The organism is Planctomycetota bacterium, assembly GCA_021414025.1.
Classification (GTDB): domain Bacteria; phylum Planctomycetota; class Phycisphaerae; order Phycisphaerales; family SM1A02; genus SYAC01.
The window spans coordinates 149,852-164,829 of sequence record JAIOPG010000004.1; the positions used below are offsets into that span (position 1 = coordinate 149,852).

10 protein-coding genes are annotated in these 14,978 nt (G+C 66.3%); 8 read left to right on the forward strand and 2 right to left on the reverse strand.

Annotated features, from left to right (window positions below; all coding sequences use genetic code 11):
- Nucleotides 1-47: 47 nt before the first annotated feature.
- The 4 genes from leuS to K8R92_05255 all read left to right on the forward strand — a co-directional run bounded on the left by leuS (nucleotide 48) and on the right by K8R92_05255 (nucleotide 7,523).
- Nucleotides 48-2,912 (forward strand): leucine--tRNA ligase, encoded by a 2,865-nt coding sequence (gene leuS, locus K8R92_05240; GenBank protein MCE9619292.1) that lies wholly within the window; start codon nucleotides 48-50, stop codon nucleotides 2,910-2,912.
- A gap of 92 nt (nucleotides 2,913-3,004) precedes the next feature.
- Nucleotides 3,005-4,894 (forward strand): hypothetical protein, encoded by a 1,890-nt coding sequence (locus K8R92_05245; protein ID MCE9619293.1) that lies wholly within the window; start codon nucleotides 3,005-3,007, stop codon nucleotides 4,892-4,894.
- Between the two features lie 398 nt (nucleotides 4,895-5,292).
- The gene (locus K8R92_05250; protein MCE9619294.1) at nucleotides 5,293-6,654 is read left to right on the forward strand and encodes a DUF2314 domain-containing protein; all 1,362 of its coding nucleotides are present in this window, start codon (nucleotides 5,293-5,295) and stop codon (nucleotides 6,652-6,654) included.
- 32 nt (nucleotides 6,655-6,686) lie between these two features.
- The gene (locus tag K8R92_05255; GenBank protein MCE9619295.1) at nucleotides 6,687-7,523 is read left to right on the forward strand and encodes a flagellar brake protein; all 837 of its coding nucleotides are present in this window, start codon (nucleotides 6,687-6,689) and stop codon (nucleotides 7,521-7,523) included.
- Nucleotides 7,524-7,577: 54 nt separating this feature from the next.
- Here K8R92_05255 and K8R92_05260 read toward each other — a convergent pair whose 3' ends face one another.
- The gene (locus K8R92_05260) at nucleotides 7,578-8,918 is read right to left on the reverse strand and encodes an anthranilate synthase component I family protein (GenBank protein ID MCE9619296.1); all 1,341 of its coding nucleotides are present in this window, start codon (nucleotides 8,916-8,918) and stop codon (nucleotides 7,578-7,580) included.
- A gap of 127 nt (nucleotides 8,919-9,045) precedes the next feature.
- On the opposite strand from K8R92_05260, the gene ppdK reads away from it, so the two are divergent.
- Nucleotides 9,046-11,883 (forward strand): pyruvate, phosphate dikinase, encoded by a 2,838-nt coding sequence (gene ppdK, locus K8R92_05265; protein MCE9619297.1) that lies wholly within the window; start codon nucleotides 9,046-9,048, stop codon nucleotides 11,881-11,883.
- Nucleotides 11,880-12,716: a carbohydrate-binding family 9-like protein gene (locus K8R92_05270; protein ID MCE9619298.1), complete on the forward strand. Its 837-nt coding sequence runs from the start codon at nucleotides 11,880-11,882 to the stop codon at nucleotides 12,714-12,716. Before ppdK ends, K8R92_05270 begins: the two co-directional genes overlap by 4 nt.
- A gap of 39 nt (nucleotides 12,717-12,755) precedes the next feature.
- Here K8R92_05270 and K8R92_05275 read toward each other — a convergent pair whose 3' ends face one another.
- Entirely contained in the window at nucleotides 12,756-13,172 is a 417-nt protein-coding gene (locus K8R92_05275; GenBank protein ID MCE9619299.1) for an HIT family protein, read from the reverse strand.
- Between the two features lie 36 nt (nucleotides 13,173-13,208).
- Between K8R92_05275 and nadC the strand changes: the two genes are divergently transcribed.
- Entirely contained in the window at nucleotides 13,209-14,156 is a 948-nt protein-coding gene (gene nadC / locus K8R92_05280) for a carboxylating nicotinate-nucleotide diphosphorylase (protein MCE9619300.1), read from the forward strand.
- Entirely contained in the window at nucleotides 14,153-14,950 is a 798-nt protein-coding gene (locus K8R92_05285; protein ID MCE9619301.1) for a biotin--[acetyl-CoA-carboxylase] ligase, read from the forward strand. The genes nadC and K8R92_05285 overlap by 4 nt, the downstream gene beginning before the upstream one ends.
- The last annotated feature ends 28 nt before the right edge of the window (nucleotides 14,951-14,978 follow it).

Sequence of the window (14,978 nt, forward strand, 5' to 3'; positions counted from 1 at the left end):
CTCCGTCAAACCCGTCGAAACCCAGGAGTTTGTAGGCTTCGCCATCCATGACCGAACTGGAGACTCCATTTCGCTACGACGCCGCCTTCGCCGATGGACTCGAGCGCAAGTGGCAGGCGTGGTGGGAGGAGCGGAGGTCATTCCAGGCGCGGAATCCGGGCGAGCCGGGCTTCGACGCCACCAAGCCCAAGTTCTACGTGCTCGACATGTTCCCCTATCCCTCGGGGGCGGGCCTGCATGTGGGCCATCCCGTCGGGTACATCGGCACCGACATCGTGGCCCGTGCCAAGCGCATGAAGGGATTCAACGTGCTTCATCCGATGGGATGGGACGCGTTCGGCCTGCCCGCCGAGCAGTACGCCGTGCAGACCGGAGTGCATCCGCGGCTCACCACCAGCGCCGCCATCAAGACCTTCCGCCAGCAGTTGAAGCGATTCGGCTTCTCCTACGACTGGAGCCGCGAGTTCGCCACGATCGATCCCGACTATGTGCGCTTCACGCAGTGGATCTGGCTGCAATGCTGGAACGCCTGGTACGACGAGAAGGCCAGGAGGGCGCGACCGATCGAGGAGTTGAAGAAAGAGTTCGAGTCCGGCGCACGCCGCGTCGAGCTGGCGAACAAGGCAACGAAGTTGTGGAACGACTGCACGCCGGGCGAGCGGCGCGAGGCCATCGATGCGAAGCGCCTCACCTATCTGGGTGAGCAGCTGGTGAACTGGTGCCCGAAATTGGGCACCGTGCTGGCCAACGAGGAAGTGGTCGACGGCAAGAGCGAGCGCGGCGGCTTCCCCGTCATGCGCAAGCCGCTCAAGCAATGGATGTTCCGCATCACCGCCTACGCGGAGCGATTGTTGAACGACTTGAAGCTGGTCGAATGGCCGGAGAGCACGCGCACGCAGCAGGCGGAATGGATCGGACGCAGCGAGGGGGCGGAGATTCATTTCAAGGTCCGCGCGGCAGGCGGAGCATCGAGCTCCGCGAATGCCAAGACTCCCGCTGGAAATGCGGCGGTTTTCCCCGATCTCACGGTTTTCACCACGCGTCCCGACACGCTCTTCGGCGCCACCTACATGGTGGTCGCGCCGGAGCATCCGCTGGTCAAGCTGGCCAGCGCGCACGCGGGCGGCGCCGCGCAACAAGAAATCGTCGCCTACGTCGAGGCCGCGCGGCATCGCTCTGACATCGACCGGCAATCCGAGGGCAAGGCGAAGACGGGCGTCTTCACCGGGCTCTGCGCGGTGAATCCCGCCACCGGCGAGGACATTCAAATCTGGACCGCTGACTACGTGCTGATGAACTACGGCACGGGCGCCATCATGGCGGTGCCCGCGCATGATCAGCGCGACTTCGAGTTTGCCCGGGCCTTCAAGCTGCCGATGCGCACAGTGGTGATCGCACCGAGCGTCGTGCCGGCGGAAGATGGCGCGGCCTACGGCGGCGAAGGAATCGCGACCTCAAGCAGCAACGCGGAAGTGTCGCTCGACGGTCTTGCGACAGCGCAGGCGAAGGAAAAAATCATCGCCTGGCTCGAGACGAAGGGCCTGGGCCGCAAGCGCGTCAACTTCCGCCTTCGCGACTGGCTCTTCAGCCGGCAGCGCTATTGGGGCGAGCCCTTCCCTGTGGTCTTCGATCCCCAGGGCATGCCCTTCGCGATTTCCGAGAAGGCACTGCCCGTGCGCCTGCCCGAGCTGGAGGATTTCAAGCCCACCGAAAGCGAGACGCCGCGGCCGCTCCTTGGCAAGGCCGCGGAATGGATCCGCACCACCGCCGGCGCCGCGGGCGTGAGCGCCGAGGATCTGCCGCCGGAGACACCGGTGACGCGCGAGGCCAACACCATGCCCAACTGGGCGGGCTCCTGCTGGTATTACCTGCGTTACTGCGACCCGAAAAACACCAAGCGATTCGTCAGCCCCGAGGCGGAGAAGTACTGGATGGGCAAGCAGGGCGTCGACCTCTACGTCGGGGGCTCCGAGCACGCGGTGCTGCATCTGCTCTATGCCCGCTTCTGGCACAAGGTGCTCTTCGACCTGGGCCATGTCTCCACGCCCGAGCCCTTCGCCCGACTTTTCCACCAGGGTTTGATCACCAGTTTTGCATACCAGCGCGACGATGGCACGCTGGTCGCCGCCGACGCGGTGGAGGAGAGCGGCGAAGGCAAGTTCCTGGAGAAGGCCACCAAGAAGCCGGTGAAGCAGGTGGTGGCCAAGATGAGCAAGAGCCTGAAGAACGTGGTGAATCCGGATGACGTCATCGCCAACTTCGGCGCCGACACCTTCCGCCTCTACGAGATGTCCATGGGTCCGCTCGAGGCCTCCAAGCCCTGGAACACACGCGACATCGCCGGCAGCTTCCGCTTTCTCCAGCGCGCCTGGCGCCTCGCCGTGGACGAACACACCGGAGAACTGCTGCTCGCCGCTGAAGCGGACCCCGCCATCGAAAAGTTGCTGCACCGCGCCACAAAGAAAGTCGGCGAAGACATCGACCGCCTCGCCTTCAACACCGCCATCGCGGCGCTGATCGAAGTGGTCAACGCCGCAACGCGATCGACCTCGTCGTCGAATGCGCCGCAAGGCGGCCTGACGCGAGACCAACTGATCCGCTTCGTCAAGCTGCTCGCGCCGTTCGCGCCGCACTTCTGCGAGGAGATCTGGAGCAAGCTTGGCGAGCGCGAGGCTCTGGCCTGCGCGCCCTGGCCCGCCTTCGACGCCGCGCTGCTGGTCGACGATGAGGTCGAGCTCGCCGTGCAGCTCTCCGGCAAGGTAAAGACGCATCTGCGCGTTCCCTCGTCCGCCGACGCGGCCAGCATCGAGCGCATGGCGCTGGCCGAACCCAAAATCCTGGAGCTGCTCGCCGGCCGCGCCCCGAAGAAGATCATCATCGTCCCCGGCCGCCTGATCAACATCGTGGCGTAGGCCGCGGGGCCGCGAAGGATTCGACGGATCAAATGCGGGTAGGATTTCCCTCCCACGCCTGATCCGACCTCATCTTTCCCTGGAGCAATTCAATGACCTTCTCCACGCTGCTCGCCGTCGTCCTGTTGCTGCAAGCTCCTCCCGTCGCTCCCGCAGCGCGACCGGCTGCCACCAAGCCCGCCACCGCGCCAACCGCGAAGCCCACGCCGGCCACCGGCGCGCCCCAGGCGATTCCCGCGGCCAAGAGCGCCAACATCGGGCCGACGGTGGATGTCCCCGCGGAGCTCGCGGCGCTGGTGCCCACCGACGCCGTCGCCGTGGTCTACGTGCCCAGCGCCGCCGACGCCGAGGCGCTGACCGCGAAGCTCGAGTCGTTTGGCGGACCCATGCGCGGCGTGCTCGCACGCGACAAGGCGGTCCAGAAATTCCTCAAGACCAACCTGAAGACCGAGCTGGAGATTCCACTGGACCAGCCGGTGCTGCTCTGGTCGACCATGCCGGTCGCGGGTGAGAATGATCCCGATGCGAATCCGATGGGCGGCCCCGACATCCGCTCCTATCAAGCGGTGCGCATTCCCGGCGCGACCGCGGAGAACGTCAAGCCCCGGACCAAGCGCGTCAGCGTGACCATCCTCGCCAAGGACATGGTGGTGGTGAGCGACCAGAAGATCGCCTACGGGGTGCCCGCCGCGGGCAGCGCCGTGTGTCCGCTGCTCAAGCAGCTTCCGGCCGGCGCCATCAGCGGCCGGCTCGACCTGGCCTCGATCATCCGCGAGCAGGAGGACAACCTGCGCATGGCGACCAGCTTTCTCAGCATGAATTTCGGGCAGGCGCCGCCGGTGGGCAAGGACGCCACCGAGCAGGAGCGCGAGGACGCCGACATGAAGCAGCAGATGGGGGCCGCGATCAGCGACCAGGCGACCCTCTTCGTGGACTTCATCACCGAGCTCAAGAGCGCCTCCTTCTCGATCGGCATGCAGGGCGATCAGTTGAATGTCTGGACGGACTGGACCCGCAACGACGCCTGGCCCGAGGGCACGTCGGCCGCGGAATCCGCCGCGGATCTGGCCCTGCTGCCGCCGGGCATGCCGGTCTACGCGGGCCTCTCGCGCAGCACCATGGGCATCTCGCTGAACAAGCAGGTCACCTTCGACGACGCCATGATGACGCTGGGCGCCACCGACGAGCAGAAGAAGTCGTGGACTGCGGCCACGGAAAAAATGCGCGAGGTCATCGCCATGATGAGCGGCGGAGTTGCCCTGGGCTTTGGCGACGTCGGCGGCAAGCCGGGCTACATGATCGGCCTGCGCGTGAAGGACGCCGCGACTTTCCAGAAGGCCTACACCGAGGGCATCGACCTCTTCGCCAAGACCGGCATCTACAGCGAGGCGAAGGTGGAGCGTGTCGGCGACACGCTCACCACCACGCTCACGCCCGACGCCAAGCGTCTGAAGCGCATCGCGTCGGCGCTGGAAGGGGACCTGAGCCAGGAGCAGATCGAAGCCATCGACAAGTCCGCCAAGCCCCTGACCATCGCCATGGACCTCAAGGGAAACAACGTCACCACCAAGGTGACGCCCGATTTCGGCGTACCGGAAGGGGAAAAGATTTCATTTCCAAGCACCAAGGACATCCGCTCTCAGATCAACGCCAACGCGTGGGGCAACACCGACTGGTTCGCGTCGCTGGATCTGCGCTCGATTGTGGGCACCATGGGCACCCTTGAAATGAAGGATTTCCACCTGCCCGACGGGCCTCCGGCGCTGCTGACCATTCGCCAGGGTGTGCAGGGCGGCACGCAGCGGATCTCCATCACCACCGACGTGAAGAGCCTCGGCACCTTGATCGATCAGTACGAGAAGGAAGAGTCGCGGATCCGCGCGGAGAATCGCAAGAAGTCCCCGACCGCCGGCGACGATGCCCCGGAGGCCGACGCTCCGGACGCCGTGGCTCCGGACGCCTCGATGCCCGGCGCGAAGTGATCGGCGAGGCGTCGCGGCAACCTCGGCTGATTGTTTTCACGGCCAACCGCGCTTTCGTGTCGTGATTCGCGGTGATTCCAGCTTTCACCGCGAAGCCCAAAACGCAGCAAACCTCGCACGAGGACGAGGTTTGCCAATCATCTGTGTTCGAGGAAAGGGTTAACGAACACTCCGTCTCGGTCCCATTCTGACGCGAACCGGAACCGGCTTAGGCTTGGAGCCGAGCACAATTCGCACGAGTCGCGTGAGCAGGGAGCGGACGGATTCAAATGACATGAGCCATCAATAGCCCGCGTTGATCGAAACGCCAGAGGCAATTTCAAATTGAATGCAGATCGCGCGAAGAACTTCGCATGAGGATCCTATAAGATGCGAAACTCTCGCTGAGAAAGCCCGCGATGGACGCAGAACCCGAAGCCTCCGAGCCCGACGATTCCGAAAAAGCATCCCCATGGACGCTCGGCGAGGCTTTCTCCTCGAGCTGGGTGGCCTTTTGGCCGCACCAGGAAGCTCCGACCCGCGAGGAGATCGGCAGCGCCTTCACGGCGTGGCTGGGCCGTGACATCGACGCCCAAGCCCCCGAAAGCGAGGAAGAGGGCGTGCTCTGGGTCATGGCCTTCACGCTGGATGACATCGAGGCCCCGGCGGTGGTGTGGGCGGAGTCGGCGATTCCGATTCAGGATGAGGAGGGTCTGCAGGCGATTCGCGATTGCAAATGGGTCGTGCGGATGCAGGTGATGCTGCCCGAGAGCGAGCCGCACGAGGCCTATTTCAAGTCGGTCGCCCTGCTGGGCGGGGCGCTGGGCGATGTCGCCGGAATCCTCGACGCCGTCACCGGGCAGTTCATGCCGCGCGAGACGCTGGAGGCGGGATTCCTTTTGCCCGAGGCAAAGCCGCATGAGCGCTGGCTGTGGCGCGTGGGCGGCGTCGGCGTCGCGGGGGAGGAAGCCAACGAGGATCGACCGACGCTGCTCTTCACAACCGGATTGTGGCGCTGCGGCCGTCCCGAGCTGGAGCTGATGGAGATTCCCGCCAAGCACGTCCGCGCCGGTCTGATCCTGATCGACGCCATGGCGGGCCTGTTGCTTGAAGGCGACATGCCCGAGGCGGGCGAGAAGATCGAAGTCGGCCCCGGTCTCGAGGTCTGCCTGCAACCCTGGCAGGAAGTCGCCGCGACCGTGGAGGATGGTGCACCGGGATCGAACACCTTCCGCGCCGCCGCCCGATCGGAAGAGGGCTACTCGCCGCTGCTTGGGGTGCGCGCCGTTGTCTGCCACCCCGAAACGGTCGGCGAGTTCAAGAAAGTCTGGACCTGGCCCGCCAAGGTGATCGAGGCGCTGGAGACCGGGCACGCGGCGCTCTTTGCCACCGAGCATGCGATCGATGCGACCGCCGCGCGGGCGCAGAAGCACTTCGACGCCTTCGCCACGGCCTTCGCCAGCCTGCGGCGCAGCCCCGACGCGGCCCACCAGGCCCTGGTGGAGCGTGCTTTCCAGGTGCAGGCGCCGCTGGAGGGGGGCGAGGATCCCGACCGCATCGAGCAGGCCTGGTTCATCGTCCGGAAGTTCGACGGGGAGTTCCTTGACACGGTTTTGCTGGATCGGCCCCACAGCCGCGGCGATCTGCAGGCGGGATCGGGGGTCCGGTTGCGGGTCGCCCAAGTCACCGACTGGCGCGTCGAGCTTCCCGAGGGCGATTTCAGTTCCGACATGTGGACCGAGCTGCTTCCAGCGGTGGATCGCCTGCGGGGCATCTCCTAAAGTCGCCCTCTTTTCGTGCCGATAGCCAAGGCATGTCCGCGACCCGAAGCCGCAATACCGACTGGAAGAAAAGCCTGCAACAGGTGCTGGATCGCCAGCGCATGCTGGAACTGGCCGTGGAGCGCGAGCCCGGCGCCGACGAGGGAGTGGACATCATCTGGCGGAGCCAGATGCTGGCTCTGCACGACAACATGATCGAGGTCGAGTCGCCCTCGGCGATCGGTCGCACCATCAAGCTGCGCGAGGGAGTGAAGCTGAACGCCGCCTTCGTGGTGGGGCAGAACCGCTTCGCCTTCCGCACCAGCATCCTGCCCAAGCCCCCGCATTTTCCGCACTCGCTCTCGCTCTTCCTGGCCCAGCCGGAATCGATCGAGCGCTGCCACCGCAAACACGACCGCTTCGACCTGCAGGGATTGCAGCTTCCCAAGGCGACGCTTTGGACCCTCACCGATCCGCGCAGCGTGAGCCTGGCCGAGCGCGCCAACGAGCTCGCTTTCGAGGCCGTTTCGCGCGGCGAGAACGCGGTGCCGGACGCGGACCATTCCATGATGCCGGAGCTGGGTGCGCCCATCGAGGGAACCTTGATGAACGTCAGCGGCGGCGGTGTGGGCATTCAGTTTGCGCCCAGCGAGGCGGCGGCTATTTCACGCAACCGAAGTTTCTGGATCCGGATCGCCATGGGCAAGGCGAATCCCGTGCCGATCGTCTGCCGGGGCAAGCTCCTGCACACGCACATCGACTCCATGCAGAACACCTACGCGGGCATCGTCTTCGATTTCTCCTTCAATCCGGCGCATCAGAAGACGGTCGCGGCCCAGATCGCGCTCTATGTGGAGCGCGTCCAGGCCAAGAAGATCATTCCGCGCTGAGAAAAAAAGTCTCATGCACAAGCGGCGGAATTGTCCCGCCGGCTGTGATGCGATTCACACTCCGGACAGGGCGGTTTCGCGGATCGCCTGCTCCAGCACGCGCACCTTGGCGTGCGACTCGGCGACCTCCTCGTCGGGCCGCGAGTCGCTGGTGATGCCGCAGCCCGCGGCGTAGCTCAGGGCGAAGCGTCGCGGCTCGATCTCGCGCAGTTCCGCGGTGCGGATGGCCACGCTCAACTTCATCGCCCCCGAGTCGCTGAGATAGCCGATCGCCCCGCAATAGGGGCCGCGCGACACACGCTCCAGTTCGTCGATGACCTGCATGGCGCGGATCTTGGGGGCGCCGGTGACGGATCCCGGCGGGAAAGTTCCCGCCAGGAGATCGGCGCGGTCGCAGGTGTCCCGCAGCTCCCCGTGAATTTCCGCCACGCCATGCACCACGGTGCCGTGGGTCTCCAGCGTCCGCGCCTCGCGGACCTGCACCGTGCCCGGTCGGCATGCCCGCGAGAGGTCGTTGCGCATCAGGTCCACGATCATGTGCAGCTCCGCCGCGTCCTTGCCGCTGCGGGCGAGCTCCGCGGCGCCCGTTTCGCTGGGCCGCGTTCCCTTGATGGGGCGCGAGACCGCGCGGCGGCGCTCGTCGAGATCCAGGAAGAGTTCGGGGCTCATGCTCGCCAGCATTCCCGCGGGCGTCTCCAACCAGGCGCCGTAGCGGGCGGCGCTGCTCTGCAGCGCGCGATGGGCGAAGGCCCGGGGTGAGCCGCGCAGCTCGCCGTGCCAGCGCCGGGCGATGTTGGCCTGAAAGAGGTCGCCGGCGTGGATGAGCTCGATGGTCCGCCGCACGGCTTGGGCGTACTCGGCGTCGGAGGACTCCTCCTCGAGCGAGGTGCACTCGCAATGCTCCGCCACTTCGGGGTCGCGCAGCGCAACCCTGTCGATGGCGCCGCCGATGGACCACCACTGCCGTTGAAGATGGTCGAACACGAAGGCGTGCTCGCAGCGCGCCACCTGGATCAGCGGCCATGCCCGTGAAGCGTCGCGGGCTCGAGCCGAAGTCGTCCGGTCGCGCGCGGTCGGCTCCAGCACGCCGCCGAGTTCGTATGAAAATTGCGCGAACCAGCCGGGTCCCATCGGTGGTCCGTCGTCGGTTCGGCCCGTCGGTTTGGCGGAGACCGTTTCGCGCGTGATCGCGCGCAGCCATTCGATCGCATCGCCCGCCTTCAATCCATCGACCGGTCGCAGCGCATTCCACCGGCCGGGCGCTCCGATCACGGTGACCCGCGACCAGGGCGAATCCCCGCCGGAAAGCAGCGCCGCCAGAGGCGTTTCCGCCGGCCAGCGCCGCAGCACTTCCAGGGGTCGCAGGTTCCAATCCAGGCGCCGGGCCGTCGACATGACGTGATGCTAGGGATTTCGAGCCCCTTCGATCGGACGTGCGGGAACGCACGGAATCCTTATCCTTGTGCGTCCGCGGCCCAAGCCGCCTTGCCCGCTCCGTCGCACAATTTCAAAGAGGTTCCTCATGTCGCTCGCCACACCCGCCCGTTCCACGCCGCGCTCCAAGAAGAAGTCCAGCCGCTCCGCCGCCGCGCCGAAGAGCGCGACCCGCAAGGCCGGCAAGATGATCTACTTCTTCGCCGCCAAGGGCACCGAAGGCAGCGGCGATCTGAAGAGCCTGCTCGGCGGCAAGGGGGCCAACCTCGCGGCGATGTGCTCCATCGGCCTGCCCGTGCCTCCAGGTTTCACCATCACCACCGAGGTTTGCAACCTCTACTACGAGGGCGGTCGCAAGATGCCGCCCTCGCTGCTGAAGGATCTGAAGTCCTACGTGTCGCGCCTGGAGAAGTCGGTGGGGAAGAAGTTCGGCGACGCGCACAACCCGCTGCTGGTCTCGGTGCGCTCCGGAGCCCGCGAGAGCATGCCGGGCATGATGGACACGATTCTGAATCTGGGCTTGAACGACCGCACGGTGCTGGCTCTGAAGGAGGCCACCGGTAATGGTCGCTTCGCCTGGGACTGCTACCGCCGCTTCATCCAGATGTACGGCGACGTGGTGATGGGCGTGCAGAAGCGCACCGAAAACGAGCACGATCCCTTTGAGGACGTGATGGCCCGCCTCAAGAGCGAGGCCGGCGTGACCGAGGACACGCACCTCACCGAGACGCACCTGCATGAGCTGGTGAACCGCTTCAAGGCGCTGATCCACGAGCGCACCGGCAAGAAATTCCCCAACGACCCGATGGATCAGCTCATCGGATCGATCGCCGCCGTCTTCCGCAGCTGGATGAACGACCGCGCCATCGTCTACCGCGCCAAGTACCGCATTCCGGCGCAGTGGGGCACTGCGGTGAATGTGCAGGCGATGGTCTTCGGCAACACCGGCGACGACTCGGGAACGGGCGTGGCCTTTACCCGCGACCCGGCGACGGGCGAGAACGTCTTCTACGGCGAGTACCTGGTCAACGCCCAGGGCGAGGACGTGGTCGCGGGCATCCGCACGCCGCTGCCGGTGGAGCAGATGGCCCAGAACAAGAACATGGCCCCGGCCTACGCCCAGCTGGTGAAGGTGCGCAAGACGCTGGAGAAGCGCTTCGGCGACGTGCAGGATTTCGAGTTCACCATCGAGCGCAAGAAACTCTGGATGCTGCAGACTCGGCGTGGCAAGCGCACGGCGCTGGCCTATGTGCGCATCGTGCACGACATGGTGCGCGAGGGTTTGATGAAGCCGGAGGATGCGATCCGCTCCGCCGATCCGGAAGCGATGAACCAGCTCCTGCAGCCGATCTTCGACCGCAAGGCCTACGAAGCGGCGCGAACGCAGGGCAAGTTCCTGTGCAAGGGACTTCCCGCGGGCCCCGGCGCCGCCAGCGGCGAGATCGTGCTGACCGCGAGCAGGGCCGAGGAGCTCGTGCAGAAGGGGAGGCGCGTCGTGCTGGTGCGCGTCGAGACCAGTCCCGAGGATCTGCGCGGCATGATCGCCGCCGAGGGCATTCTCACGGCGCGCGGCGGCGTCAGCAGCCACGCCGCTCTTGTCGCGCGGCAGATGGGCAAGGTCTGCGTAGTCGGCGCCGGCACGCTCGACATCGACTACCACAAGGGCACCGTCACCTGCAACGGCAAGACGCTGCGCGAGGGCGACGCGCTCTCGATCGACGGCACCACCGGCGAAGTTTTCACGGGGCACATTGACACCGCGGACAGCGAGCTGAAGCAGGTGCTCATCGCCAAGACCCTGAAGCCATCCGAGAGCGATGTCTACCGCTACTACGCCTTCGTGATGAAACTGGCCGACAAGTACCGGCGCCTGGGCATCCGAACCAACGCGGACACGCCGGAGCAGACCCGCAACGCGCTGGCCTTCGGCGCCGAAGGGATCGGCCTCTGCCGCACCGAGCACATGTTCTTCGAGTCCAACCGGATCGACGTGATGCGCGAGATGATCATGTCCCGCACTGAGGAGGCGCGGCGCAGCGCGCTGGCCAAATTGCTGCCCTTCCAGCGCGGCGATTTCGAGGGGATCTTCCGGGCGCTCGACGGCGGCCCCGCGTGCATCCGCCTGCTCGATCCGCCGCTGCACGAGTTCCTTCCCAACGAAGAGGCGGCGCAGCAGGCGCTGGCGAACAAACTTGGCGTGAGCGCCGAACACGTGGCGACTCGCGTCCGCGAGCTGCACGAGTTCAACCCGATGCTGGGATTCCGCGGCTGCCGCCTGGGCACCGTCCATCCTGAGATCAGCGAGATGCAGGTGCGGGCCATCTTCGAGGCGGCGGCAAAAGTTCAGTCCGAGGGGATCAAGGTCCGCCCCGAGATCATGATTCCGCTGGTGGGTTTTGCCCGCGAACTGGAGATCCAGGTCGAGCTCACCCACCGCGTGGCCCGGGAAGTCATGGCGGCCACCCGGCAGAAACTGCAGTACATGGTGGGCACCATGATCGAAATTCCTCGCGGCGCGCTGACCGCCGACAAGATCGCCGAGACCGCGGAGTTCTTCTCCTTCGGCACCAACGATCTCACGCAAACGTGTCTGGGCATGAGCCGCGACGACTCCGGCAGTTTCCTGCCGCGCTACGCGGAGCTTGAGATCACCCGCGAAAACCCCTTCGCCTCGATCGACGTGGCCGGGGTCGGCTCGCTGGTCCGCACCGCGGTCGAGCTCGGGCGCCAGGCGCGCCCCGACATCAAGCTGGGCATCTGCGGCGAGCATGGCGGAGATCCGGCGAGCATCGCCTTCTTCCACGAGGTGGGGCTGGCCTATGTGAGCTGCTCGCCCTTCCGCGTGCCGGTGGCGCGGCTGGCCGCGGCCCGCGCCGCCATCCTGGATTCCAATCGGACGAAAAGCGCGAGGGTGAACCGCAAGTGATCCGAAGGTCGCGCGCATGGCTGCTGGCGCTCTTCGTGCTGGCCGGGTGCCAGCAGGACAGCTCCTACGCGCCGTGGCCGCGCGAGCTGGCGCCGGGCACGGTGCGCCGCTATCCCTGCCGCTACACGATGACACCTCCGGTCCTGGACGGCCTGCTCGAGGACGCGGTGTGGACCAACGCGCCGTGGAGCGAGCCCTTCCTCGACATCACGGGCAGCGGCCCCATTCCCAAGTACGGATCCTGGATGAAGATGCTGTGGGACGACAAGAACCTCTACATCGCGGCCTTTCTGCAGGAGCCCGACCTGTGGGGCACCTACGACCGGCGCGACATGATGGTCTACCACGAGAATGACTTCGAGGTCTTCCTCGATCCCGACGGCGACCATGACTCCTATTACGAGATCGAGGTCAACGTCATCGGCACCGTCCTCGACCTCTACCTCAACCGCGAGTACCGCCTCGGCGGTCAGGCCCACACCGAATGGAATTGCGAGGGGATGGACGGGGCGATCGACCGGGTCGGCACGCTCAACGACTCGACGGATGTGGACGAGGGATGGGCGATCGAGATCATGATTCCCTTCAAGTGTCTGCGGCCACCGGTCACCGTGACCGATGATGCCGCGGAGAATGTCCGCAACGGCGACACGCCGGTGGTCGGCGAGATGTGGCGCATGAACTTCTCGCGTGTGCAGTGGCCGCTTGAAAAAGTCCCCACGGGATATGTGAAGTTGCCCGGCTCCAAGGAGGAGAACTGGGTCTGGACTCCGCAGTGGGCGGTGAACATGCACCAGATCGACCATTGGGGCCAGGTGACCTTCACCAAATAGATCTGCGAAGGCGCCGCAAGTGCTTTGATTCAAGCGGGGTCAATCGCCCAGCGATTTGGCCATCCGCGCAGCCAGCAGCGCAGCCTCCGGATGATGCACCGGCTTTGCGGGCCAGGAAATTCCCAGCCCGCTCCCATCCTTGTATTTTGGAATGACGTGGAAGTGCACGTGCGGCACCTCCTGATGGGCTCGGGCGCCGTTGTTCTGCAGCACGTTGTAGTCCGCAGCCCCGGTGGCCCTCATCACCGCAGCCGCGACGCGCGAAATTGCCTCGCCCAGGGCCCGGGCGCTCTCGGGGGAGAGTTCATGCAGGAAGGCCTTCTCCTCCTTGGGCACCACCAGCGCGTGGCCGGTCGAGAGCGGATTCACATCGAGGAAGGCGATGACGAGCTCGTTGTCCAGGATCTTGTGGCAGGGGATTTCGCCGCGGATGATGCGGGTGAAAATGCTGGCCATGCGTCGGAGCGTACCATCGGCTCCATGCCGTCCGCGATGAAGAGCCGTGGTGCGAACCGATCGAAGAGTGCCGCATCCGCGCGAATCCCGCTACCGTCCGCCGAGCTGCGCCGCAGGCTCGCGGGATTTCTCCGCGAGGATCTCGGCGCCGCCGGCGACGTGACTTCAGATGCCATGATCTCCGTCGATCGCCGCGCCACCGCCTTCGTGGTCGCCCGATCCGCCGGCGTGTTCGCGGGCGCCGGGGTGGCGCAAGCGCTGGCCAGAATCGCGGGCCCCTCGATCAAGATCCGTCTGCTCCTGCGCGACGGCGAGCGCTTTCGCGCGGGCCAGGCATTGATGCGGGTCTCCGGACGTCTGCGCGAAATCCTGCGGTTGGAGCGCACGCTGCTGAACCTGCTGGGCCGCATGTGCGGCGTGGCGACGCTGACCCGCGCCTTCGTGGATCGGACCCGGGGAACCGCCGCGCGAATCCGCGACACGCGCAAGACCACCCCCGGCCTGCGAGCTCTGGAGAAATACGCGGTCCGCTGCGGCGGCGGCGACTCGCACCGCGCCGGATTGTTCGACGCCTTCCTGGCCAAGGACAACCACGTGGCCGGACTGGTGCCCGATCGCATGGCGGCGGCGATCGCTCGCGGCGCCGCGGCAGCCCGGCGGAAGCGCAAGCTTTCGTTCACCATGGCCGAGGTCGACTCGTTGCGCCAGCTTGAGTCCCTGCTGCGGATCCGCCCCGCGGCGGTGGACGCCGTGCTCCTGGACAACATGAGCGCCGCGAAGCTTCGGAAAGCCGTCGCGCTTCGCGACCTGCTCGCGCCGCGCGTGAAGCTGGAGGCCAGCGGGGGAGTGACGCTGCGCACCGTCGGCGCGATCGCCCGCAGCGGCGTGGATTTTGTCAGCGTCGGCGCGATCACGCACTCCGCGCCTCAGATCGACCTGGGTCTGGACATCAAACCCGCGCAGCGAAGGGCCCTCCGCCGATGAGCGAGGCACGCGACCGCGCATCCGTCGCCACCATGGACACGCCGGTCGAGTTGTGGAGCGCGGCCATCCAGAAGGAAATCGCCGGGCTCGTCCATCTGCATTGTGCCAGCGTGCGGAACGAGACCGGAAGCACGCAGGAGGACGCCGCCACGAGTCCGCTGGGGTGCGTCGTCGCGGCGGGCCGACAGCGATCTGGTCGCGGCCGGCTGGGAACCAAATGGGCGGACACCGGCGACGAGGGGCTCGCGGTGACCTTTGTGGTCAAGCCGCAGGCCGCCGAACGGCTGGCGATGGCCGCGGCGATCGCAGCGGCGGCGGCGCTGCGCTCCCTGGTCAACCATGAGGTCGCAGCGCGGATCGGGGTGAAGTGGCCCAATGACATCGTGGTGGCGCGGAGCGGCGGGCCGCCGCAGAAGCTTGCTGGCATCCTGGTCGAGAGCCGCAATGAGCGATCCCTGATCGGGATCGGCGTCAATGTCGGGCAAACGGTCTTTCCGGCGGAGCTCGTGCCGCGCGCCATCAGCCTGCGGCAGCTGGAGCAGCCCTGCGACCGGCTCGCGGTGCTGCTGCGGCTGACGCGGCTGCTGGATCAGTTTCTCTCTGCGTCCGACCGCGTGATCGAGGAGGCATACCAGTCGCTGGACCGGACTGCGGGCTTGCGCATGACGTTCCTCACCCCGCAGGGGGCGGTGGAGGGTGTGGTGCTGCGCTGCGACCCCGCCATCGGTTTGCTGGTCCAGACCGCGGATGGCGTCAAAAAACTGCCCGCCGCCACCACCCGGGTTCAAGGCTAGTCCCGGTTTCTGCCGAGCTACACTAGCC